22 protein-coding genes and 1 pseudogene are annotated in these 22,032 nt (G+C 54.5%); 6 read left to right on the plus strand and 17 right to left on the minus strand.

All coding sequences use genetic code 11. The features are described from left to right. Nucleotides 1-29: 29 nt before the first annotated feature. The 3 genes and pseudogenes from QMN38_RS23185 to QMN38_RS23195 all read left to right on the plus strand — a co-directional run. Complete coding sequence (locus tag QMN38_RS23185) at nt 30-2,294, plus strand: hybrid sensor histidine kinase/response regulator (protein WP_271440955.1); 2,265 nt, start codon at nt 30-32, stop codon at nt 2,292-2,294. 69 nt (nt 2,295-2,363) lie between these two features. Beyond that, complete coding sequence (yjdP, locus tag QMN38_RS23190; RefSeq protein ID WP_271455186.1) at nt 2,364-2,693, plus strand: DDRRRQL repeat protein YjdP; 330 nt, start codon at nt 2,364-2,366, stop codon at nt 2,691-2,693. 10 nt (nt 2,694-2,703) lie between these two features. Beyond that, nucleotides 2,704-2,775, plus strand: a pseudogene (locus QMN38_RS23195) (HigA family addiction module antitoxin); the annotation flags it as partial. 51 nt (nt 2,776-2,826) lie between these two features. Here QMN38_RS23195 and phnP read toward each other — a convergent pair. The 16 genes from phnP to QMN38_RS23275 all read right to left on the minus strand — a co-directional run bounded on the left by phnP (nt 2,827) and on the right by QMN38_RS23275 (nt 14,821). Beyond that, nucleotides 2,827-3,585: a phosphonate metabolism protein PhnP gene (gene phnP / locus QMN38_RS23200; protein ID WP_271440953.1), complete on the minus strand. Its 759-nt coding sequence runs from the start codon at nt 3,583-3,585 to the stop codon at nt 2,827-2,829. A gap of 9 nt (nt 3,586-3,594) precedes the next feature. Then, the gene (phnO, locus tag QMN38_RS23205) at nt 3,595-4,029 is read right to left on the minus strand and encodes an aminoalkylphosphonate N-acetyltransferase (protein WP_137382893.1); all 435 of its coding nucleotides are present in this window, start codon (nt 4,027-4,029) and stop codon (nt 3,595-3,597) included. Beyond that, complete coding sequence (phnN, locus tag QMN38_RS23210; RefSeq protein ID WP_323606144.1) at nt 4,016-4,570, minus strand: ribose 1,5-bisphosphokinase; 555 nt, start codon at nt 4,568-4,570, stop codon at nt 4,016-4,018. The genes phnO and phnN overlap by 14 nt, the downstream gene beginning before the upstream one ends. 2 nt (nt 4,571-4,572) lie before the next feature. After that, nucleotides 4,573-5,709 carry an alpha-D-ribose 1-methylphosphonate 5-triphosphate diphosphatase gene (gene phnM, locus QMN38_RS23215; RefSeq protein WP_271455189.1) on the minus strand — a complete coding sequence of 379 codons (1,137 nt, stop codon included), beginning with the start codon at nt 5,707-5,709 and terminating at the stop codon, nt 4,573-4,575. Beyond that, nucleotides 5,706-6,392, minus strand: coding sequence for a phosphonate C-P lyase system protein PhnL (gene phnL / locus QMN38_RS23220; protein ID WP_323606145.1), 687 nt, complete (start codon nt 6,390-6,392; stop codon nt 5,706-5,708). The genes phnM and phnL overlap by 4 nt, the downstream gene beginning before the upstream one ends. Before the next feature lie 219 nt (nt 6,393-6,611). Then, a complete protein-coding gene (gene phnK / locus QMN38_RS23225; RefSeq protein WP_003826710.1) occupies nt 6,612-7,370 on the minus strand; it encodes a phosphonate C-P lyase system protein PhnK in 759 nt (252 codons plus the stop codon). Further along, on the minus strand, nt 7,367-8,158 hold the full coding sequence (phnJ, locus tag QMN38_RS23230) for an alpha-D-ribose 1-methylphosphonate 5-phosphate C-P-lyase PhnJ (RefSeq protein WP_323606159.1): 792 nt from the start codon (nt 8,156-8,158) through the stop codon (nt 7,367-7,369). Before phnJ ends, phnK begins: the two co-directional genes overlap by 4 nt. A gap of 46 nt (nt 8,159-8,204) precedes the next feature. Beyond that, nucleotides 8,205-9,272, minus strand: a complete 1,068-nt coding sequence (locus tag QMN38_RS23235; protein WP_323606146.1) for a carbon-phosphorus lyase complex subunit — start codon at nt 9,270-9,272, stop codon at nt 8,205-8,207. Further along, nucleotides 9,272-9,856 (minus strand): phosphonate C-P lyase system protein PhnH, encoded by a 585-nt coding sequence (gene phnH, locus QMN38_RS23240; protein ID WP_323606147.1) that lies wholly within the window; start codon nt 9,854-9,856, stop codon nt 9,272-9,274. The genes QMN38_RS23235 and phnH overlap by 1 nt, the downstream gene beginning before the upstream one ends. Further along, nucleotides 9,853-10,305 (minus strand): phosphonate C-P lyase system protein PhnG, encoded by a 453-nt coding sequence (gene phnG, locus QMN38_RS23245; RefSeq protein ID WP_124021047.1) that lies wholly within the window; start codon nt 10,303-10,305, stop codon nt 9,853-9,855. The genes phnH and phnG overlap by 4 nt, the downstream gene beginning before the upstream one ends. Then, on the minus strand, nt 10,306-11,031 hold the full coding sequence (gene phnF / locus QMN38_RS23250) for a phosphonate metabolism transcriptional regulator PhnF (RefSeq protein WP_323606148.1): 726 nt from the start codon (nt 11,029-11,031) through the stop codon (nt 10,306-10,308). It lies immediately after the preceding gene. A 20-nt stretch (nt 11,032-11,051) separates the two neighbouring features. Next, complete coding sequence (phnE, locus tag QMN38_RS23255; protein WP_016155398.1) at nt 11,052-11,831, minus strand: phosphonate ABC transporter, permease protein PhnE; 780 nt, start codon at nt 11,829-11,831, stop codon at nt 11,052-11,054. 104 nt (nt 11,832-11,935) lie between these two features. Then, nucleotides 11,936-12,952: a phosphonate ABC transporter substrate-binding protein gene (gene phnD, locus QMN38_RS23260; protein WP_323606149.1), complete on the minus strand. Its 1,017-nt coding sequence runs from the start codon at nt 12,950-12,952 to the stop codon at nt 11,936-11,938. 23 nt (nt 12,953-12,975) lie between these two features. Then, nucleotides 12,976-13,764 carry a phosphonate ABC transporter ATP-binding protein gene (phnC, locus tag QMN38_RS23265; protein WP_271456954.1) on the minus strand — a complete coding sequence of 263 codons (789 nt, stop codon included), beginning with the start codon at nt 13,762-13,764 and terminating at the stop codon, nt 12,976-12,978. Between the two features lie 132 nt (nt 13,765-13,896). After that, nucleotides 13,897-14,346 carry a VOC family metalloprotein YjdN gene (gene yjdN / locus QMN38_RS23270; protein ID WP_271449272.1) on the minus strand — a complete coding sequence of 150 codons (450 nt, stop codon included), beginning with the start codon at nt 14,344-14,346 and terminating at the stop codon, nt 13,897-13,899. A gap of 139 nt (nt 14,347-14,485) precedes the next feature. After that, the gene (locus QMN38_RS23275) at nt 14,486-14,821 is read right to left on the minus strand and encodes a zinc ribbon domain-containing protein YjdM (RefSeq protein ID WP_003031835.1); all 336 of its coding nucleotides are present in this window, start codon (nt 14,819-14,821) and stop codon (nt 14,486-14,488) included. 543 nt (nt 14,822-15,364) lie between these two features. Between QMN38_RS23275 and crfC the strand changes: the two genes are divergently transcribed. Beyond that, nucleotides 15,365-17,722, plus strand: coding sequence for a clamp-binding protein CrfC (crfC, locus tag QMN38_RS23280; RefSeq protein WP_271442527.1), 2,358 nt, complete (start codon nt 15,365-15,367; stop codon nt 17,720-17,722). Further along, nucleotides 17,719-18,630, plus strand: coding sequence for a diguanylate cyclase regulator RdcB family protein (locus QMN38_RS23285; protein ID WP_271442526.1), 912 nt, complete (start codon nt 17,719-17,721; stop codon nt 18,628-18,630). Before crfC ends, QMN38_RS23285 begins: the two co-directional genes overlap by 4 nt. A 13-nt stretch (nt 18,631-18,643) precedes the next feature. Here the strand turns inward: QMN38_RS23285 and kdgT are convergent, their stop codons facing one another. Then, nucleotides 18,644-19,642 carry a 2-keto-3-deoxygluconate transporter gene (gene kdgT / locus QMN38_RS23290; protein WP_318049650.1) on the minus strand — a complete coding sequence of 333 codons (999 nt, stop codon included), beginning with the start codon at nt 19,640-19,642 and terminating at the stop codon, nt 18,644-18,646. A gap of 701 nt (nt 19,643-20,343) precedes the next feature. On the opposite strand from kdgT, the gene proP reads away from it, so the two are divergent. Continuing rightward, nucleotides 20,344-21,846 (plus strand): glycine betaine/L-proline transporter ProP, encoded by a 1,503-nt coding sequence (proP, locus tag QMN38_RS23295; protein ID WP_271455323.1) that lies wholly within the window; start codon nt 20,344-20,346, stop codon nt 21,844-21,846. Nucleotides 21,847-22,032: the final 186 nt, after the last annotated feature.

Raw genomic sequence — 22,032 nt, forward strand, 5'->3', positions numbered from 1 at the left:
TATTGCGATTTTTCTTCATGGAGCGTGATATGCCGCAACCGGGACGTCACTTTTTCGCCAGCGCGCGCGGGCGATTACTGTTTTTCAACCTGCTGGTGGTGGCGGTCACGTTGATGGTCAGCGGCGTGGCGGTGCTGGGGTTTCAGCACGCCAGTCAGATTCAGGAGCAGGTGCAGCAACAAACGGTTGATGACATGACCGGCAGCATGAATCTGGCGCGCGATACGGCAAATGTAGCAACGGCGGCGGTGCGGCTATCTCAGGTGGTGGGGGCGCTGGAATACAAAGGCGAAGCGGAACGTCTACAGGAGACCCAGCGGGCGCTGAAGCAGTCGCTGGAACAACTGGCCGCTGCGCCGCTGGCACAGCAGGAGCCGGGGTTGGTTGAGCGTATTATTCAACGCAGCAATGAGCTGCAAAGCAGTGTGGAAGGTATGTTGCAGCGTGGACAGCGGCGGCATCTGGAGCGTAACGCGCTACTCAGTTCGCTGTATCAGAATCAAAGCTACTTACGCCATCTGCAAAAGTTGACTGACGCACAGGATGACGCGCTGCTGGATCAAATGGATCGCTTAATTATGGCCGCCATTGAAACACCTACGCCGCGATCGGTGGTCAAACAACTGGACGGCGTGATGCCTGCGCTGCCTCTGCAAGCCAGTAACCTGCTGATTAGCCGTATTCTCAATGATTTCAATCAGGAACTGCATAAGCTGGAGCCGCTTTCTGCCGCCCTGGAACAAAGCGATCTGGCGATCAACTGGTATATGTTTCATATCAAAGCGCTGGTCGCGATCCTCAACAGTGATATCAACCAGTATGCTTCGCAGGTGGCGTTAATCTCCGAACAGCGGGTGGCGCAAAGCCACCAGGAGCTGCAATCCGGCGCGTTGTTTATTCTGGTCTTTGCGCTGCTGGCGGTGGTGATCACCGGTTTTGCTGGCTGGTATATCTACCGCAATCTTGGCTCCAACCTGACCGCCATTTCGCGAGCGATGACCCGACTGGCGCACGGTGAATCGGACGTCAGCGTCCCGGCTCTGCAACGCCGCGATGAGCTGGGCGAACTGGCGCGTGCCTTTAGTGTATTTGCCCGTAATACGGCATCGCTGGAGCACACCACCCGCTTGCTAAAAGAAAAAACCAGCCAGATGGAAATCGACCGCACCGAGCGCCAGGGGCTGGAAGAAGCGCTGCTACACAGCCAAAAGCTGAAAGCGGTAGGGCAACTGACGGGGGGGCTGGCGCATGATTTCAATAACTTGCTGGCGGTGATTATCGGCAGTCTGGATCTGGTGAATCCGGATTCGCCCGATGCACCGCGGATTCATCGGGCGCTAAAAGCGGCTGAACGTGGGGCGCTGCTGACCCAGCGGCTGCTGGCCTTTTCACGCAAACAGTCTTTGCATCCTCACGCGGTAGAGCTGAAAACGCTACTGGAAAACCTGGGAGAGTTGATGCGTCATTCGCTACCTGCCACATTGACCCTGGAAATTGAGGCCCAATCGCCCGCCTGGCCGGCGTGGATTGATGTCAGCCAGTTGGAAAACGCCATTATCAATCTGGTGATGAACGCCCGCGATGCGATGGATGGGCAGGCCGGTATAATTAAGATCCGTTCGTGGAATCAGCGCGTTACGCGTAGCGATGGCCGCAAGCAGGACATGGTGATGCTGGAAGTGGCTGACCAGGGCAGTGGCATGTCACAGGAAATTAAGGCACAGGTCTTCGAACCGTTCTTCACGACCAAACAAACCGGTAGTGGGAGTGGGCTGGGGCTGTCGATGGTGTACGGCTTTGTGCGCCAGTCCGGTGGTCGGGTGGAAATTGAGAGCGCGCCGGGGCAGGGAACCACCGTCAGACTACAGCTTCCTCGTGCCGTTGTGCCAGTGCAAGTTCCGGTCGAACCGATAGCAGAGCATCCTGCGACCCGCGGTGAGAAGCTGGTTCTGGTGCTTGAAGATGAGGCCGATGTGCGTCAGACGTTGTGCGAACAATTACACCTTTTGGGCTACCTGACGCTCGAAGCCGCTAACGGCGAACAGGCAATGCATATGCTGGCGGCTTCAGCAGAGATTGATATTCTTGTCAGTGACTTAATGTTGCCAGGCGGATTGAGTGGTGCGGATGTGGTCAATCATGCCCTGAAGCATTATCCCCAACTGAATATTCTGCTGATTAGCGGCCAGGATTTACGCCCGGCGCATAATCCGGCACTGCCGGATGTGGCGCTATTGCGTAAACCGTTTACCCGAGGGGAGCTGGCCCAGGCGCTGCGACGCGCACGTAATTGAGATTCCTCCGCTACTCGCGTCAAAGCACTTTGATTACCGTGGAGCCAGTTTCTTTATGAGGCTGGTTTTATGAAACGCTCCCCGACGCTCTTTTTATTCAGTTTGTTGATGTTGACGACGATTTCGGCGCATGCAGACATTATTGATGACGCCATTGGCAATATTCAACGCGCCGTCAGCGATGCTTATAATCCGGATAACAATCGGGATTATGACGACTCACGTGATGATGGCTGGCAGCGTCAGATGAGTGACGATCGCCGCAGGCAGTACGACAATCGTCGTCGCCAGTTCGAAGACCGCCGTCGCCAACTGGATGACCGTCAGCGGCAGCTCGATCAAGAACGGCGTCAGTTAGAAGACGACGAACGCAGAATGGAAGAGGACTACGATCGTTAGCTGTAACGATATGAAACAGGCATCCAGAAAACCAACGACTGTGGGTGATATCCTGCAATATGAATACCTGGAACCGCTTAACCATCTGTTTGTAGGCCGGATAAGATGTTTTCATCGCATCCGGCAAATTTCCTTACTCCAGCACAATCTCCATTCCGTCATACCCGGCTTCAAACCCTGCCGGTAGTGGATTTTCCATCATCCACAGGTCGAACTGATGGCTGATGTGCGTCAGGATCACCCGTGGGCAGCGGATAACCTCGTTTAGGGCGATGACGGTATTTACATCGCTGTGATTGCGAGGCGGCTCGGCGCGTGGGGCATGGCTGCAATCGATGATAATCACTTGAGGCTGGTTATTGTGCAGAAACTTCAGCGTCTTGTCGGGAAGCCCGGCGGTATCGGAGAGCCACGCCACGCGGCTGTGCGCGGTTTCCAGCAGATAGCCGAACGTCAGCTTCGAGTGGTTGAGCGGTAAAGGGGTCACCTGCAGTCCCTGTAAATCGAACACCACAAACGGTGCGACGGTCTGGCTAAAATCCAGAATACCGGGATGCTTAAACAGATCGTCGCAGCCCTGTTCATCCGGTGGGCCGTACACCGGGATTGTTTTTCCCACTCCCCAGCGCAGCGGAAACAGTCCCTGTACATGATCCATATGATAGTGAGTGAGCAGGAACTGCTGGAAACTGCCTGCCGGCCAGTCGTCCATCAGATGGGGGATCCCTGCATCCAGGAGCGTCACCGCGTCGTTGAATTTGACCACGCCACTGCAGGGGCGTCGGCGGTATTGCGCCTGTAAACGTGCTCGTTGGCAAGCGGCACAGTTGCAGCCAAAAGCCGGTACCAACTGTGCGCCGCCGGTTCCTGTAAGCGTAATGGTCAGACTCATCGCATCCCCTTACAACGGCTTGGTAAAGCGAAAATGGCTTTGCGTATAGCCTTCGCGGCGGTAAAAACGATGCGCATCAAGGCGCTGCGTGCTGGTGGAAAGCTCGGTCATTTCCGCCCCCGCTTCGCGCGCGGTGGCTTCGGCCCAGGCCAGCAACTGGCTGCCTACCTTTAACCCCCGTGCCTGTGGCATCACCACCAGTTCCTGAATCTCACCAATCCAGTTAGCGTGGTGCAGATGAAACTGCAAATGCAGACCGATTAATCCGATGACCTGTCCGTCAAGCAGCGCCAGTTGGTAGTGCATATTGGGGTCTTGCAGATTTGCTATATACCCGGTGCTAAAGGCCTGGTGATCGAATTTACCCTGCTTCAGTTCGCAGACCAGCGCGTAAACCGCATCGGTGTCGTACAGCGTAGCGCGGCGTAATTCACAGACAGACATGTTTCTTCTCCTTGCGTCCCATCAGGGTGAGCAGTGTATCGACTGACTGTAGCAAACTTCCATCGTTATTGAGGACGTGGCAGTCGTAAGGCGCGTAGCGGGCCGCGCGTTCAAGGCGGGCAGCGATTTCCGTTTCGCTTTCCCGCCCGCGTGCCTGCAGACGTTGGCGTAAAATCGCCGGAGAAACCTGTAAGCAGATAGGCGTTAAAGCCGTGCCATAGCGTGATTGCGCCTGCGGCAGATGGGCGCGTGAACCGTTGACCACCACATCAAAACCGGCATGCAGCCAGAGATCAATCTCCACGCCGACGCCGTAGTACAAACCGTTGGCATGCCAGCTTAGCGCCAGCAGGTTTTGCCCGGCACGGGTAAAAAACTCTTGTTCGCTGAGGGCGATGTGGTTTTCATTCCCGGCATTGGCCGCCCGGGTGATGTAACGATGTGCCACCAGCAATTGTGCCGGTTCCTGTAGGCGGAGTTCCGCCAGCAGACTGTCCTTTCCGGAGCCGGATGGCCCCATCAGCCAGATCAGTTTACCCATAGTCAGAATACCCTTTTGCCCTGACGCCAGACGTGGTCGATATGGATGTTGCCGCCTTTGCGGTGTGCCAGCACCAGGTCTGCACGTTTTCCTTCGGCAACCACGCCACGGTCGTCAAGATTCAACGCCCGTGCGGGATTACGGGTCACCAGACGAATAGCCTGTGGAAGTGTAAAACGGTTGGTATCGTCATCCGCGACACGAAATGCTGCGTCGAGCAGACTGGCGGGGTAGTAATCGGAAGAGAGGATATCCAGTAGCCCCAGTTCGGCCAGCTTATGGGCCGCTACGTTGCCGGAGTGCGAACCGCCTCGCACGATATTCGGCGCGCCCATCAGCACGTTCATACCATGCTGGCGTGAGGCTTCGGCAGCTTCGAACGTCGTGGGAAATTCGGCGATCACGCTGCCAAGTTGATGCGATTCCAGCACATGATCGTGGGTGGCGTCATCGTGGCTCGCCAGTGCAATCTGCCGTTCACGACACATCTGTGCGATGGCGGTGCGGTTGGGTTGTGACCAGCGTGCCGCCAGGGCGAGTTGCTCTTCTTCATAGCGGGCCATCTGCTCGTCGGTCAGCGAATACTTGCCCTGATAGTACTCGCGGTACTTCTCACGGTTGGCGAACTGACGCTGGCCCGGTGAGTGGTCCATCAGCGACACCAGCGTCACCGGCTCACGACCAACCAGCTTTTCAAACAGCGGCAGGGTGGTGTGATGCGGCAGCTCACAGCGCAGATGCAGACGGTGTTCGGCACGGTTGACACCGCGCTTTTGCGTCTCTTCCACCGCATTGATCATTTTTTCCAGGTTTTCCAGACGGTCTCCACCGTCTCGCACATCGCCAATCGCCACCGCGTCCAGTACGGTGGTAATACCGCTGGCAACCATTAAAGCATCGTGGCTGCTCATCGCTGAGTGGGCAGGCCAGTCTACTTTTGGGCGTGGGGTAAAGAACTTGTCGAGGTTATCGGTATGCAGTTCAATAAGCCCCGGCAGCAGCCAGCCGCCTTCACCGTCCAGCGCTTCAGGCAAGCTGCTCTGGCTTTCGGCAAAAGTGCGAATAACCCCGCCTTCAATCTCCAGCGATCCTTGCACCACTTCATCTTCCAGCACCAGCTTTACATTGTTGATAATCATGCTGTTATTCCCATCAGGTGCAGACGATCCGCGACGCGGTCGCGCACGGTTTGATCGTGAAAAATGCCAACAATTGCCGCGCCGCGGGTTTTTGCTTCTTCAATCAGCGCCACCACGGCAGCGCTGTTTTTGGCGTCCAGCGAGGCGGTAGGCTCATCGAGCAGCAGAATGGGGTAATCGACAATAAACCCACGGGCGATGTTGACGCGCTGCTGTTCGCCGCCGGAAAAGGTTGATGGCGCGAGATGCCATAAGCGCTCAGGAACATTCAGGCGGGTGAGCAGGCTTGCGGCTTTGGCGGCACATTCCTCACGAGATACGCCCAGATCCAGCAGTGGCTGCATCACCACATCCAGCGCGGAAATTCGAGGGATCACGCGCAGGAACTGACTTACCCAGCCGATAGTTGAACGACGGACCTCCAGCACTTTACGGGCCGGAGCCTGCACCAGATCCACCCATTCGCCGCTATGGCGAATATGGATATGCCCTTCATCTGGCAGGTAGTTGGCGTACAGCGAACGTAGCAGCGTCGATTTACCGCTGCCGGAATGGCCGTGCAGCACGACGCATTCGCCGTTTTTAACGTCCAGAGTCGCGTTTTGCAGCACCGGCAGACGCACGCCGTTTTGCTGGTGGAGCACGAAGGTTTTACTGACATTTTCAACGCGGATCGCGTTCATTTTTAGCCTCTTTAAACATTTGTGCGTTCAATTGCCTGATGGCGCTGCGCTTATCAGGCCTACAACCAATGCCGCTACGTAGGCCGGATAAGGCGCAGCCGCCATCCGGCACAAGCGATGCTGCTCCGTAGGCCGGATAAGGCGCAGCCGCCATCCGGCACAAGCGATGCCGCTCCGTAGGCCGGATAAGGCGTAGCCGCCATCCGACACAACAAAAAATCAGTTCTGCAATACCGACGACACCAGCAACTGGGTATACGGATGATGCGGATCGTCGAGCACGCGATCGGTTAACCCACTTTCCACCACCTGGCCCTGCTTCATCACCAGCAAACGGTCGGCCAGCAGACGTGCCACGCCCAAATCATGGGTGACAATCACCACTGCCAGATCCAGTTCCACCACCAGGCCACGCAGCAGGTCGAGCAGCTTGGCCTGTACCGAGACGTCCAGGCCGCCGGTCGGTTCGTCCATAAACACCAGTTTGGGATGGGTGACGAGATTGCGGGCGATCTGCAAACGCTGCTGCATGCCGCCGGAGAAGGTGGTCGGCAGGTCGTCGATACGCGAGGCGGGGATCTCCACCTCCTCCAGCCAACGCTGTGCGGTGGCGCGAATGTCGCCATAGTGACGCGCGCCGGTGGCCATCAGGCGTTCGCCGATATTGCCGCCAGCCGAAACCTGGCGGCGCAGGCCGTCCAGCGGATGCTGATGCACCACGCCCCACTCGGTGCGCAGCAGACGGCGGCGGTCGGCCTCGTTCATGCCGTATAGCGAACGGTTCTGATACAAAATTTCACCGTTCTGCGGCGTCAACCGTGAAGAGATTGATTTCAGCAGCGTAGTTTTACCGGAACCGGATTCCCCAACGATGCCCAGCACTTCGCCAGGCCACAGGTCAAAAGAGACATCGCTGAAGCCTTTGCCCGGCGCGTAGAGATGGGTCAGGTTGTTGACTGAAAGCAGCGGTTGCGTCATTGGCTGAGGGCCTCGCTCTGTTGGCGGCAGTAGTCGGTGTCGGAGCAGACAAACATGCGTTTGCCGCTGTCATCGAGCACCACTTCGTCGAGATAGCTATGGGTTGATCCGCAGATGGCGCAAGGTTCATCCCAGCTCTGCACGGTAAACGGGTGATCGTCGAAATCGAGGCTTTCCACCCGTGTATACGGTGGTACGGCATAGATACGTTTTTCGCGGCCTGCACCGAACAATTGCAGGGCAGGCATCATGTCCATCTTCGGGTTGTCGAATTTCGGGATGGGCGACGGGTCCATCACGTAGCGGCTGTTAACCTTCACTGGATAGGCGTAGGTGGTGGCGATATGGCCGAAGCGGGCGATATCTTCATACAGTTTTACCTGCATGATGCCGTACTCTTCCAGTGCATGCATGGTGCGGGTTTCCGTTTCGCGCGGTTCGATAAAGCGCAGCGGCTCGGGGATTGGCACCTGGAAGATGATTATCTGATCTTCCACCAGCGGCGTTTCCGGAATGCGGTGGCGGGTCTGAATTAGCGTGGCGTGTTCTGTACGTTCGGTGGTGTTAACGCCGGTTACGCGCTTGAAGAAGTTGCGGATCGACACCGCGTTGGTGGTGTCATCCGCCCCCTGGTCAATCACTTTCAGTACATCCGGCTCGCCAATCACACTGGCGGTAAGCTGAATGCCGCCCGTACCCCAGCCGTACGGCATTGGCATTTCGCGTCCGCCAAACGGCACCTGATAACCGGGGATGGCCACCGCTTTCAAAATTGCGCGACGGATCATGCGTTTGGTCTGCTCATCAAGATAAGCAAAGTTGTAGCCGGAGAGGTTAGTGGTCACGGTCGGCCTCCTGTTGCAGGCGTTTAAGCAGTTCCAGTTCGGCCTGGAAATCGACGTAATGGGGGAGCTTGAGGTGCGAAACAAAACCCGCCGCCTCGACGTTATCCGCATGCGCCAGTACGAATTCTTCGTCCTGCGCCGGTCCCGTAACCGTTTCATCGTAGTCGGGTGCCTGTAGGGCGCGGTCAACCAGTGCCATCGCCATTGCTTTACGTTCGCTCATGCCGAACACCAGCCCGTAACCGCGGGTAAAATGGGGGGATTCGTTTTCTGGTGCAACAAAGCCGTTAACCATTTCACATTCAGTCATTAGAAGTTCGCCGACGTTCACCGCAAACCCCAGCTCTTCCGGCACGGTTTCCAGAGCCACATAGCCGCTGCGGATTTCGGCGGCAAACGGGTGGTTGCGCCCGTAGCCACGCTGGGTGGAGTAGGCCAGTGCCAGCAGGTAACCTTCGTCACCGCGCATCAGCTGTTGCAGTCGCGAAGCGCGTGAGCAGGGATAAACGGGGGGGGTGCGGGTGATATCGTCAGGCGTCGTGCCGCTATCCTCTTCACGTTTTGCCAGTCCTTGATTTGCCAGCAGAGAAAAGACGTGCGGAGAGGCGTCCTGCGTATTTTCCGCGCTGCGCAGCGGTGGCGTTTCCCCGTTGGCCAGCAAGGTAAAATCCAGCAGGCGATGGGTGTAGTCATAGGTTGGACCCAACAGTTGCCCACCGGGAATATCCTTGTAGACGGCAGAAATTCGGCGTTCAAGGCGCATTTCTGCGCTGTTAATCGGTTCGCTAACCGTCAGCTTTGGCAGTGTGGTGCGATAGGCGCGTAGCAGAAAGATGGCTTCGACGTTATCGCCGCTGGCCTGTTTTAGCGCCAGTGCCGCCAGCTCGCGGTCGGCAATGCCGCCTTCGGTCATCACCCGGTCGACGGCCAGGTTCATCTGTTGTTCGATTTGCGCCACGCTTAGTTCAGCAATGCTCTCATCGCCCCGGCGTCGACTTTCCTGCAGGGCATGGGCGTTGGCTATCGCCTTTTCGCCCCCTTTGACGGCGACATACATCAGCACACCTCCACATGGGTGGTTCGCGGAATAGCCAGCAGTCGTTCACCGCAAGTAAGGATCAGATCGACCCCCAGCGGGAAAGGATGTGGGCGCTCGGTAAGTTCGTGAATCAGACATTCCGGTAGCTGTGGCGCGATCATGCGTTCTTCGGCAATACCCGCTCCGGTCAGACGCAGCATGCGTCCGCCGCTTAAGCCTGCAACCTGTACAATCAATGTGGCACTGGTCTCTGGGGCCACAGCAGAACCCGCGGAGAGGGCATTCAGCTGTTCGCTGCTGATGCGTTCGTCGGCGACAGCAAAGGCGGCCTGTTGCGGCTGGTCCACTAGCGGCGCGTTGGTGTGAAAACGCAGGTTCTGCCGGGCGATATCGTTATCTATCGAGGATGCCAGCCAGACAGGCGTGTCGCCATCGACCAGCGTCAGCAGCACGCTGGTAGTTGCCAGACCCAGCGGCTGCCAGCCGTGTTTCAGTTGATGCAGGGCGACGATTACACCCGGCTCGCTCATCGCCTTCAGCAAACGACGAAAGCTCTGTTGGGCATCCTGAACAGGTAAATTAAAGGCGGTTTGTAAGGTCATGCGTTATCTCCGCGTACCAGCGTAAAGAAGTCGACCCGGCTGGCGTTGACTTCGGCACGGCGTGCGCTAATCAGCGCGTCGCGTTCCGCTTCCAGCGGGGCAATTAAGGTTTCCATTAGGTTCTGGAAATGCGTCTGTTCCTGCAGCAATGCGTCAATTACCGCGCACTGCTCGGCGTGTTGTTTATTGCGACCCAGCAGGTAGCTGTAGCCCAGCGTGCCGCTCTTCAGGCGAATAACCGCGCGGGTGAGCGTGGTGTCGCCCGCAAAGAAGCGATTACCGGTGCCGCCCATGCGGGCCTGGATCTGCATCAGTCCGCTTTCCGGGGCGCGGATAAGCTCATAGTCCGGCGTCAGTTTGAGCGCCTTGATACGCGCATTCAGGGCATCGGCATTGCTGTAAGCCAGCGCGCGCATCCAACGCTGGCGAGTGGCGGTATCGAAATGCATTCAGTGCTCCATGGTGAATTCGATCATGTCGGCGCGGGTCAGGCTGACGGAATATTCCGCGGCCTGTTCTTCGCCTTCACGGTGGTTCAGGGTGCGCACGCACAGCAGCGGCGCCATGTTGGGGATTTCCAGCACCTTGCTCTCTTTGGCCTGTGCGCGGCGGGCGCTGATACGCGTTTGCGTGCGTAGCAGCGTCAGGCCCGACTGTTCGCGCAGGTAGTCGTGCAGCGAACCGCTGTTGAAGCCCTGCAGCAGCGGCCAGAGAGTGAGGTCGGAAAAATAGTGGTCGATTTGGCACAGGGCGATGCCGTTGACCCGGCGCAGGGTGCGCAAATGAATGACGTTATCGCCCTCGTTAATACTCAGCGCATCAGCAATGTGGCTGGAAGCCGGACGCAGTACCGCCAGCAGTTTTTCGCTGGTGGGGTGGCTGCCCTGGTCCAGTAGGTTCTGGCTGAAGCGCGCCTGGGCATTCAACGGGTAGTCGAACGGGCGCATCAGCACCAGCACGCCCACGCCCTGACGACGTTGAACCCAACCACGCTCAACCAACTGGTCAATGGCGCGGCGTAGGGTGTGGCGGTTTACCTCGTAACGCGCGGCCAGTTGATGCTCGGCGGGCAGGTAATCACCGCAGCGATAATGTTGACGAAGCTCCTGCTCAAGTCTCGCGGCAATTTCCTGATAACGCGTTGGATAACTGGTCGGATGTGTAGACAAGTGCATAGCAATCAATGCCTCGCTAGTCAGATAAAGTGCTTACGCAAACGCTGGGAGAGGAAATCCAGCAGACTGACGGTGACGATGATTAACACCATCAGGGCGCAGGTTTGCTGGAACTGGAAGCCGCGAATCGCTTCCCATAAGGTCACGCCGATACCACCGGCTCCCACCATCCCGACCACCGTGGCCGAACGAACGTTGGACTCAAAGCGATACAGCGAGTAGGAGATGAGCAGCGGCATGACCTGTGGCAGAACGCCGTAAAGAATCTCTTCAATCTTGTTGGCTCCGGTGGCGCGAATACCTTCTACCGGACCGGGTTCAATGGCCTCTACCGCTTCGGAAAGCAGCTTGGAGAGCACCCCGGTGGTGTGGATAAACAGCGCCATTACCCCGGCGAACGGACCCAAACCAACGGCGACGACAAACAACATGGCGAAGACCATTTCGTTGATGGCGCGACAGGCATCCATCAGGCGACGCATCGGCTGGTAAATCCACCACGGCACGAGGTTATCGGCGCACATCAAACCGAACGGAATCGACAACACCACGGCGAGGGCGGTACCCCAGACGGCGATTTGTAGCGTGACGGCCATTTCACCGAGATAGTCCTGCCACTGGCTGAAGTCAGGTGGGAAGAAGTCGGCAGCGAAGGTTGCCATATTGCCGGAATCCTGGATCAGCGTGAGCGGGGCCATTTCGGCACCTTTCCACGAGACCACCAGCACGGCGAGAAGAATGGCCCAGCTCAGCAGCGAGAACCAGCTACGCTTGGGCGGGGCGACGGTGATGGTTTGCATATTTAGCTCCGTGCGTCGGTTATTGCCGGATGGCGGCGCTTGCGCCTTATCCGGCCTACGATGTCCTGTAGGCACGGTAAGCGAAGCGCCACCGGGCATCAGGGTTACTGCACCGCTTTGGTGACGCTGGTCATGGCGCCCAGCGCGGCGGTCAGGCGGTCGAGATCATCAAGCTGTGCTTTCAGCGCCGACGTTTTGCTGGTTTTTTCTTCTGCATTCAGGCCTTTGTTGTCTTTCACGCCCTGCATCTCTTTAAACAGCGCGAGTTGGCGAATCGGGACCAGTTGCAGATCGCTGGAGGCGCGGAACGGTGCCCAACCCAGGCGTTCGAGGACGGTTTTCTGCTCCGGCGTTTTGCCGTAATTCATAAAGAAGTCGTACACCTTGTCCTTGGTGGTTTCAGAGAGGTTCTTACGCCAGACGATCGGATCGCCTGGGATCAGCGGTGACTTCCAGATAACCTTCAACTCTTTCAGCTTGTCCGGTGCGGAGGTTTTCAGCTTGTCGAGGTTTTCGGTGTTGTTGGTAGCCACATCCACCTGTTTGTTGGCGACGGCCAGGGCGTTGGTTTCGTGTCCGGCATTGACGGTGCGTTTGAAGTCGGTGGCGGAGATGTTGTTTTTCGCGAAGACGTAGTAACCAGGGACGAGGTAGCCTGAAGTGGAGTTGGGATCGCCGTTGCCGAAGGTCAGATCCTTACGTTTGGCGATCAGATCGTTCAGGTTGTTGATCGGGCTGTCCTTGTTAACGATCAGTACGCTCCAGTACCCCGGAGAGCCGTCCGCAGCGACGGTCTGGGCAAACACCTGTCCGTTGGCGCGATCCACCGCTTCCATTGCTGAGAGGTTGCCGTACCAGGCGATATCGACTTTGTTAAAGCGCATTCCCTGGATGATCCCGGCGTAGTCCGGCGCAAAGAAGGCGTTTACTTTTACGCCCAGTGATTTTTCCATATCTTTCAGGAACGGTTCCCACTGCGGCTTCAGGTTTTGCTGTGATTCAGTCGAAATAATGCCAAAGTTCAGCGCTTTTTCTTGCTCTTCGGCAAATGCTGGATTCAGCAGAGTACTGACGCTAAACATGCTGGTGAAAGCCAGCGCGGCAACTGTCTTATAGCTCATTTCCATTCCTCATTGTGGGGATGTCAGGCAGCCTGCGCGTTCTGTTCGACGCGGTTCATGCTGCGGTAGAGATGATCAAAACGATCGTTATCGAAGTGCTGACTGCTGCCATCAAAGAAGACGTTCCCCTGACGCAGCGCGACAATGCGTTCGCAGTAGCGCAGGGCGTAATCCACCTGATGCAGCGTGACGACCACGGTAATACCGTCGGTCTGGTTAATGTCGCGCAGGGTGTCCATCACGATGCGCGCCGATTCCGGGTCCAGCGAGGCAATCGGTTCATCGGCGAGGATCACTTTTGCCTGTTGCATCAATGCGCGGGCGATCGCGACGCGCTGTTGTTGCCCGCCGGAGAGCGTGGAAACGCGCTGATAAGCAAAGTGCGCCATACCCACGCGGGTCAGCGCCTGTAACGCGCGTTGCTTCTGCTCTGGCGTAAACCAGCTAAAACAGGTGCGCCAGAATGGCGTGCTGCCGAGCGCGCCAATCAGCACGTTCTCCAGTACGCTCAGTCGGTTCACCAGATTGAACTGCTGGAAGATGTAGCCGGTGTGGGCACGGCTTTTGCGGATGTCGCGTGCCAGTCGGCCTTCACGTTGAACGGTACGGCCTAATAGCTCGACGTGACTGCCCGGTGATTTATCACCCGTAATCAAACCGCTTAGATGACGTAAAAGGGTGGATTTGCCGGAGCCAGATGGCCCAAGCAGAGCCACCATCTCACCGGCACAGATATTCAGGTCAACTGCATTAAGCGCCTGATGTTGATTGAAGGATTTGGAGAGTTTCTCGACGCGAATAACCGTTTGCATGATGCGGCCTCCCTAAAAAAGTGGCCCCATCGTGGCGGATTAATGTGACGTTTTCGTTAAAGGAAGGTTACTTGGCGATGAAGAGTTGAGCGATATTTGATGACAGTCCGGGAGGACGAGCCTCCCGTTACATCACTCGGTAGGGGGTTGCTGTTGCTTGACGACGTTGATCATCCACGGCACGCCGTATTGGTCGGTTACTTTACCGAAACCATGTGCCCAGAAGGTCTCTTGCCAGTCCATTTCGATTTGTCCTTTTGCGGCCAGGTTATCAAACCAGCGCTTCCCTTCATCGACATTTTGCGTGTCAAGAACCAGCGTGAAGCCGGAGTAGTGGGCTTTTCCGGTGGCGACGCTATCGCTCATCATGATGTCGCTGCCTGCCACGCGCAGGTTGGCATGAGCAATGGCGGTATCGGGGAATTTCATGCCTGAAGGGCAACCTTCTTCGCTGTCCTGCGCGGATTTGGGCATTTCACCGAAGTTGATTTTGTAGAGTAGCTCAGCGCCTAACGTTTTTTGATAGTAGGCGATAGCGTCAGCGCAGTTGCCTGCAAAGGAGATATAGGGACTTAACGGCATAATTTTTACCTCAGGTAAAAGAAGCCAGTTAAGTGTAGATGTCGTGTGCAAAAACAAACCAGGCGGGAAGTATGGGTTTCCCGCCTGACAAATAAGCTGGAGCAGGCCTGATAAGCGTAGCGCCATCAGGCAAGTTAAATCAGTTCTTTTTCACAAACTCAGATTTCAGCTTCATTGGGCCAAAGCCATCAATTTTGCAATCGATGTTGTGGTCGCCTTCAACCAGGCGGATATTCTTCACTTTGGTACCGATCTTCAGCATGGAAGAGCTACCTTTTACCTTCAGATCTTTTACTACAGTAACGCTGTCGCCATCGGCGAGCAGGTTGCCGTTAGCATCTTTAACGATCAGTTCGTCGCTGTCCTGAGCGGGTTCAGCGTCGTTCCATTCGTGAGCGCATTCCGGGCAGATGAACATGCCGTTATCTTCGTAAGTGTATTCGGAGTTGCATTGTGGGCAGTGTGGTAATGACATGTGGATTTCCTCAAAAGTCAGCAGGGGCAAAAGCGCCCAAAAGTTGGCAGATTGCCGAAAAAGGCCGCAATTATACATAAAATCCCTGCTTTTGTCGGGGCTACAGGCCAATTATGCGCAACTATCTGTTGTGGCGTCAGGTTGCTTTCACGTCTATGAAAACCAGAAGGAATATTTTTTAAGGGAAATTGCTACGTTTAGTTATTTAAGATAAGGTGAGGCGAAACACCCGATATTCATAGGTAGCATGGCTTACAGACTAGCTAAGTCATTGTGAGTGAATACTTTGTGACCCCCTTAATTTTGGTAGGGGAATTAAGCTGGCATTGTTTAAAACTGAACTACTCTGTTTATCTTTCTTACTTAATATAGTAAGTGAGAGGCATCAGGCCAGCAGTCATACGATAAATTTTATTTTAATAATATCAGCTGGTTGTTTTAATTTTAATTATTTCCACACGTAATTATAAAAGCCGAAGATCTATAAATAAAACGATTTGGCTAAATAAAAGTAATGCTATTTGCGTTAAGGAAAGATTTCCCATGTACACACAGACAATTTATGAATTAAGTCAGGAAGCTGAACGCTTACTGATGCTCTCTCTTGAACATCTCAGGCAATTGCAAAAATTGCCAATGACCTCGGCGAATGATGTCATGTTGAAAAAAGGAGAGCATAGCGGACAGGTTGTTCAGCCCCTGCATTTCAGCGCTCGTGGCATGGATGTCCAGCAGGCAACGCTCAACAATGAACTGCGAAAGATTACCCGTCTGGAAATGGTTCTGGCTATTGTCGGTACGATGAAGGCGGGAAAGTCGACGACGATTAACGCGATTGTCGGAACCGAGGTTTTACCTAATCGTAATCGCCCGATGACGGCGTTACCGACCCTTATCCGCCATACACCGGGACAGAAAGAGCCGGTGCTGCATTTTTCGCATGTCGCGCCAATTGACGCCTTAATGAAAGTATTACAGCAGCGCGTGCGGGAATGCGACCGCCAGCGTCTGGCTCAGACGCTGGAAATAGATAAGGATATGAATGCCCTGCTTCAACATATTGAAAATGGCGTGGCATTTGAACGGTATTATCTTGGCGCACAACCCATTTTCCATTTTCTCAAGAGCCTGAACGATCTGGTGCGTTTGTCTAAAGCGCTGGAGGTGGAGTTTCCGTTTGCCGCCTATGCTGCAATTGAGCATATTCCGGTTATTGAAGTTGAGTTCGTGCATCTGGCCGGGCTGGCAAGTTATCCGGGACAATTGACGCTGCTGGATACTCCCGGGCCGAATGAGGCCGGGCAACCACACTTACAACAGATGCTCAATGAACAGCTGGCCCGGGCATCAGCGGTACTGGCGGTGATGGATTATACCCAACTGAAGTCGATTTCGGATGAGGAAGTCCGTCAGGCCATTATGGCGGTCGGAAAATCAGTACCGCTGTATGCACTGGTTAACAAATTCGATCAGAAAGACCGCAACAGCGATGATGAAGAGCAGGTGCGGGCGTTAATTTCCGGCACGTTGATGAAAGGCGGTATTACGCCTGAACGTATTTATCCGGTCTCCTCAATGTGGGGATATTTGGCCAACAGGGCACGTCATGAACTCGTGAACAATGGGCGTTTGCCGGATCATCAGGAGCAGCGCTGGGTCCAGGACTTTGCCGAAGCGGCACTCGGCAGGCGCTGGCGTACCACCGATCTTGATGATAAAGAACATATTCGCCATGCCGCCGATCTGCTTTGGGAAGACTCACTGTTTGAACAACCGATTCAGAAAGTGATCCATGCAGCCTATGCTAATGCTTCACTGTACGCGCTCCGCTCGGCATCACACAAGCTATTGAACTATTCGCAAAGCGCACACGAATATCTGGAATTTCGCGCTCACGGCTTAACCGTAGCCTATGAGCAGTTGCGGATGAACATCGCGCATATTGAAGATGACATGCAACAGTTGCAGATAAGTCAGGCGCGGGTGGGTGATGAGGTCAGTCACGAGGTTGAACTGGCACTAGAGGCTGCTGCTGGCTATCTCAATCAGCAGCAGACCGAGATTCTGTGCGGTATTAATACGTTCTTTGTTAAAGAAAACGTGCTGATGATGTCACAACATGGCATGGGCGCTGCCATTGCGACGGCGGAAATGGCCGGTGATATGCTGGTATTGCATGACGAGGGGCAAGCGAAAATTGTGTTAGATAAAATTCGCTCCTCCTGTGAGGTTGTTCTGCTGGCGGCGCAGGAGAGTATCAGTCGGGACCTGGCGCTGCGTTTTGAGGAGCTTGAATCGACGTTATCCCGGGCGCTGAATGATGCTATGCGGCCTATTGAACAACGGGTGAAAGAGGATCTGAACCACGCCGGATTTCGGGCGCGGATCCGTTTTCCAGCCTTTCATGCGTCGATGTTTAATTTCAATACACGCCAGTTGTTTAACGAGGCTATTGAACAGGATATCCCGGCGGATAATGCCCCGTCTACCGGCGGTGTTGTACGTGACACGTTCTCACGTTGGTTGAATCAACCAAACTGGGGATGGAATGATTACGTCGAAACAAAAACGCGTTATCTCATTGATATGGGCGCGTTGCACAAGAACCTTGTCCATTATGTCACTCAGTTTTGCCAACAAATTCGTAAAGCTTTAGTTGCTCAGGTCGATATTTCCGTTACGGCAGGCATGGCCACGTTTTTTGCTGATTTTTCACTGTGTCTGACACAATTGCAGGCGAGCCTGCGCGAGAGTCTGACTCTGCGCCAGCAAAATGAATCGGCGGTGAACGCAATGAATGAACAATTGCAGCATCGTATTACGACGGCGGCATGGATTTATGAAGATTCCCGCTTGCTGCGTGACGATATCCACACCCTTTTTGCAACCGAGCATACATGACTAACGTGTTACTGGAAGGCCCTGGGCGGACGCTGGAGTGCGTCTACCCGAAGTTTATGGTCGATCTGGTTCAGGGAGATGAAACCAAACGTTCCGGCGGTTTTCTGCAGCAGCAGCAGCGGTTGCGTGCGCGCCTGACGCAGGAAGTGTTATCCCAGACGCAGCTGCGGGCGTGGGTGATGGCAGGGGTATCCAGCGAACACCTGGTGATGCGCCTTAAGCTGGTGGAAAAGCTGGCTGGCACTATCGATCCTGGCCACCTGGCGCTGGTACGTATTGCCGAGCGACTGGTGCTCTTACAACAAACTGAACAGCCACGCGGACAATCAACTCCCGGCGTGATGCAGCAATTAATTTCACTGGCTGACGGGTTTGCCCAACGTAGTGCATATAAAGAGAAAGCGCTGACGCAACGTGGGCTGACCGTGCAGGCAGGCGAACACAGTGAACAGATTTTTACTCGCTGGCGGGCTGGGGCGTATGACGGCTGGTCATTACCCGGACGCTGCTTTGTTGCGCTAGAAGAGCTGCGCTGGGGTGCCTTTGGTGATGCCTGTCGGCTTGCGAATGCCGATGTTGTGTCGATGCTAAAAGACAATTTACGCACGATGGCTGCCCAGACACTGGCACACAGCGTGAATGCGGCACCTACTACGCGCCATTATTACCATCAATGGCTGAGTTCACCTGCAGTTGGGGGTTCGAGCGAACATAACGATCTGCTGAGTTGGCTGGGTGACTGGTGTGATGCACAGCGCCATCCGGTGAGCTGGTCGGTGACGCAGCGTTGGCAGAATGTGGCGTTGGGGATGCCGAGACTGTGTTCGGCAAAGCGACTGGTTGATGCGATGGTTGAGGAGATTTTTGCACCGTCCCTCTCTGAATCACTGAGCAGGGACGGCGAATGATGTGTAGCCCGACTTAGTGGTGCAGAGAGTCTGCCGGGGTGGCTGCCGTATTGTTGGCAACACGTTCCTTGTTAAAACGTTTGGCGTACAGTGCCGTGATAATTGGCACCAGAATCGCAGTCACTATCACGCTGGCAGCGACCAGAGCCGTTGCCGAAGCGGCAACCGGTTCAAATGCCGGGTTAATCTGGGCGATGATGACTGGGTTCGCCACTGCAGCGCCAGCTGCAGAAGAGGCGGCGACACCCGCCGTACCGTTCCCGCCACCAATAACGCGGTCAGCAATAATCAGTGGGATACCGGTGATAACGATGACGGCCACACCCAGCAGGATACCCAGCAGACCGGTATCAACGATGACGCTCAGGTTAATGGTGTTACCCAGTGCGAAGCCGAAGAATGGAATCAGTACCGGTGTCGCTTTGCTAAAGAAGGCTCGCAGGTCGTGATCCAGATTGCCCAGTGCAAAGCCAATCAGGAACGGCAGGACCGCGCCGATGAAATGGTGTGGCTCAAAAGAGGCCAGACCGGCAGAGCCCAGAATGACCATGGTCATTAACGGACCGGACTCCAGAGACATCAACACAAAGGCGCCAGACTCTTCTTTCGTACCGTACTGATTCATCAGGCTGGCGTATAAACCCCCGTTGGTCATGTCCATTGCTGAGACAATTGCCAGTACGGAAAGACCTGCAAAGAACCCGGTTTGAATGCCAGTATCAGGAATAAATGAAGCGGCAATCATTGCCACTGCCCATGCTACGGCTATTTTGGTTAATACCAATGTACCTGACTTGCGTAATACCGTACCGGTTGCTCGCAAATCAATTGATGCACCGATACAAAAAAACCACACTGCCAGAATCGGAACTGTCCCGCTGATCATACCTTTGGTAAATGAACCGAAATACGCGCCCGTATCCGGAGCTAACGTATTTAACACTGCGCCTAATAACAGAGGAATCAACATCATTCCGCCGGGGATGCGTTCAATCGTGGCTTTAATTTTCATAAACGTCCTCATGTCTTGTCGCAGGTTATAAACGCGCAAGAAAGTAAAAATTATTTAAATTCAAAAGGTTACTTGTGAGTTTTAACAGAGAAAACAGCTATCTCTTTGTTTTATAAAATCTAACGCGGCATACGTTGAGCGTGCTACTGCTCCCAGGGATATTGCGTCTGGAATTAGTTTGCATTCACAGGAACATTGATTCAATCAAAATAAAACGATGTTTTAGTTATCTTCATCACATATTCTGAGCAAAGATCATTACAGGTTCAGATTATTAAAAAACCTGTGATCTTTTTGTGAAGGGATTAGGTGAATTTTTTGCTAGCAGAATAATAGTGACTGCTGTGATTGTTGATGAAACCAAGCGATTTATTCTTGTAATTAATTGCCTATAAATCGCAAGCATTTCATGTAAAAAAGCTGACTGAGAATGACCTTATTTACGCAGGTTGACGAAATGAAAAACTATGTGTGAAGTTGATCACACATTTAAACACTGTTAGGGTAAAGAGGTCATTAACCGCCCAATCAGGCGTCAACAGGTTCGGTTGTACTGCTCATTATCAGTCAGTGTAAGTAAACCTGCTACGCTTGTTACAGGGATTGCGCCTGTGCAATCCCCGCTCGGCGATGACCTTAGCGCATACGGCGTTGGGAGACTCGATCTGTAGCGCGACAGGGCTAAGTCTATGAGGACTGGTATGCTAAAAAGGAAAAAAATAAAGCCAATTACGCTTCGCGACGTCACCATTATTGATGACGGAAAACTGCGAAAAGCCATTACCGCCGCGTCACTCGGTAATGCAATGGAGTGGTTTGATTTTGGTGTTTATGGGTTTGTTGCTTACGCATTAGGTAAAGTGTTCTTCCCGGGGGCTGACCCCAGCGTGCAGATGGTTGCTGCACTCGCTACCTTCTCCGTTCCCTTTCTGATTCGACCGCTTGGCGGATTGTTCTTCGGTATGCTCGGCGATAAATACGGTCGCCAAAAGATCCTGGCTATCACGATTGTGATTATGTCGATCAGTACCTTCTGTATTGGGTTGATCCCTTCGTATGCGTCTATTGGTATCTGGGCACCGATCCTGCTGTTGCTGTGTAAGATGGCACAGGGCTTTTCGGTCGGTGGGGAGTATACCGGCGCGTCGATTTTTGTCGCAGAGTATTCCCCGGACCGTAAGCGTGGATTTATGGGCAGTTGGCTGGACTTCGGCTCTATTGCCGGGTTTGTGCTGGGTGCCGGTGTAGTCGTCTTGATCTCGACTGTCGTCGGTGAAGACAACTTCCTTGAATGGGGTTGGCGTATTCCGTTCTTCCTGGCACTACCGTTAGGGTTGATTGGTCTGTATCTGCGTCATGCTCTGGAAGAAACGCCTGCATTTCAACAGCATGTCGACAAGCTGGAGCAGGGTGATCGTCAGGGTCTGCAGGAAGGACCGAAGATTTCGTTTAAAGAAATTGCGACTAAACACTGGCGCAGCCTGCTGGCGTGCATCGGTCTGGTGATTGCGACCAACGTCACCTACTACATGCTGCTCACCTATATGCCGAGCTACCTGTCGCATAACCTGCACTACTCTGAAGATCACGGTGTGCTGATTATTATCGCCATTATGATTGGTATGCTGTTTGTGCAGCCGGTGATGGGCCTGCTGAGTGACCGTTTCGGGCGTCGTCCATTTGTGATCATGGGCAGTATTGCGCTGTTTGTGCTGGCAATCCCGGCATTTATTCTGATTAACAGCAATGTCATTGGCCTGATTTTCGCTGGGTTGCTGATGCTGGCGGTGATCCTCAACTGCTTCACCGGGGTAATGGCATCAACGTTACCCGCGATGTTCCCGACACATATTCGTTACAGTGCGCTGGCCGCCGCGTTTAACATCTCGGTACTGGTTGCAGGTCTGACGCCGACGCTGGCCGCCTGGCTGGTGGAAAGTTCGCAGAATCTGATGATGCCTGCTTACTATCTGATGGTGATTGCGGTGATTGGTTTAATTACCGGCGTGACCATGAAAGAGACCGCCAATCAGCCGCTGAAAGGGGCGACACCTGCGGCTTCGGATATTCAGGAAGCGAAAGAAATTCTCGGTGAGCACTACGATAACATTGAGCAGAAAATCGAAGACATCGATCAGGAAATTGCTGAGCTACAGATTAAGCGTTCGCGCCTGGTCCAGCAGCATCCGCGTATTGATGAGTAATGATGTCATTGCCTGATGGCACTACGTTTATCAGGCCTACGGGTAGCATTGTGCTTTGTAGGCCGGATAAGGCGTCAGCCGCCATCCGGCGCATAGCCAGAGTATTCGAGTCATTGCCTGATGGCACTACGTTTATCAGGCCTACGGGTAGCATTGTGCTTTGTAGGCCGGATAAGGCGTCAGCCG

Source organism: Citrobacter sp. R-1.5.2, from assembly GCF_035064245.1.
Taxonomy (GTDB): Bacteria; Pseudomonadota; Gammaproteobacteria; order Enterobacterales; family Enterobacteriaceae; genus Citrobacter.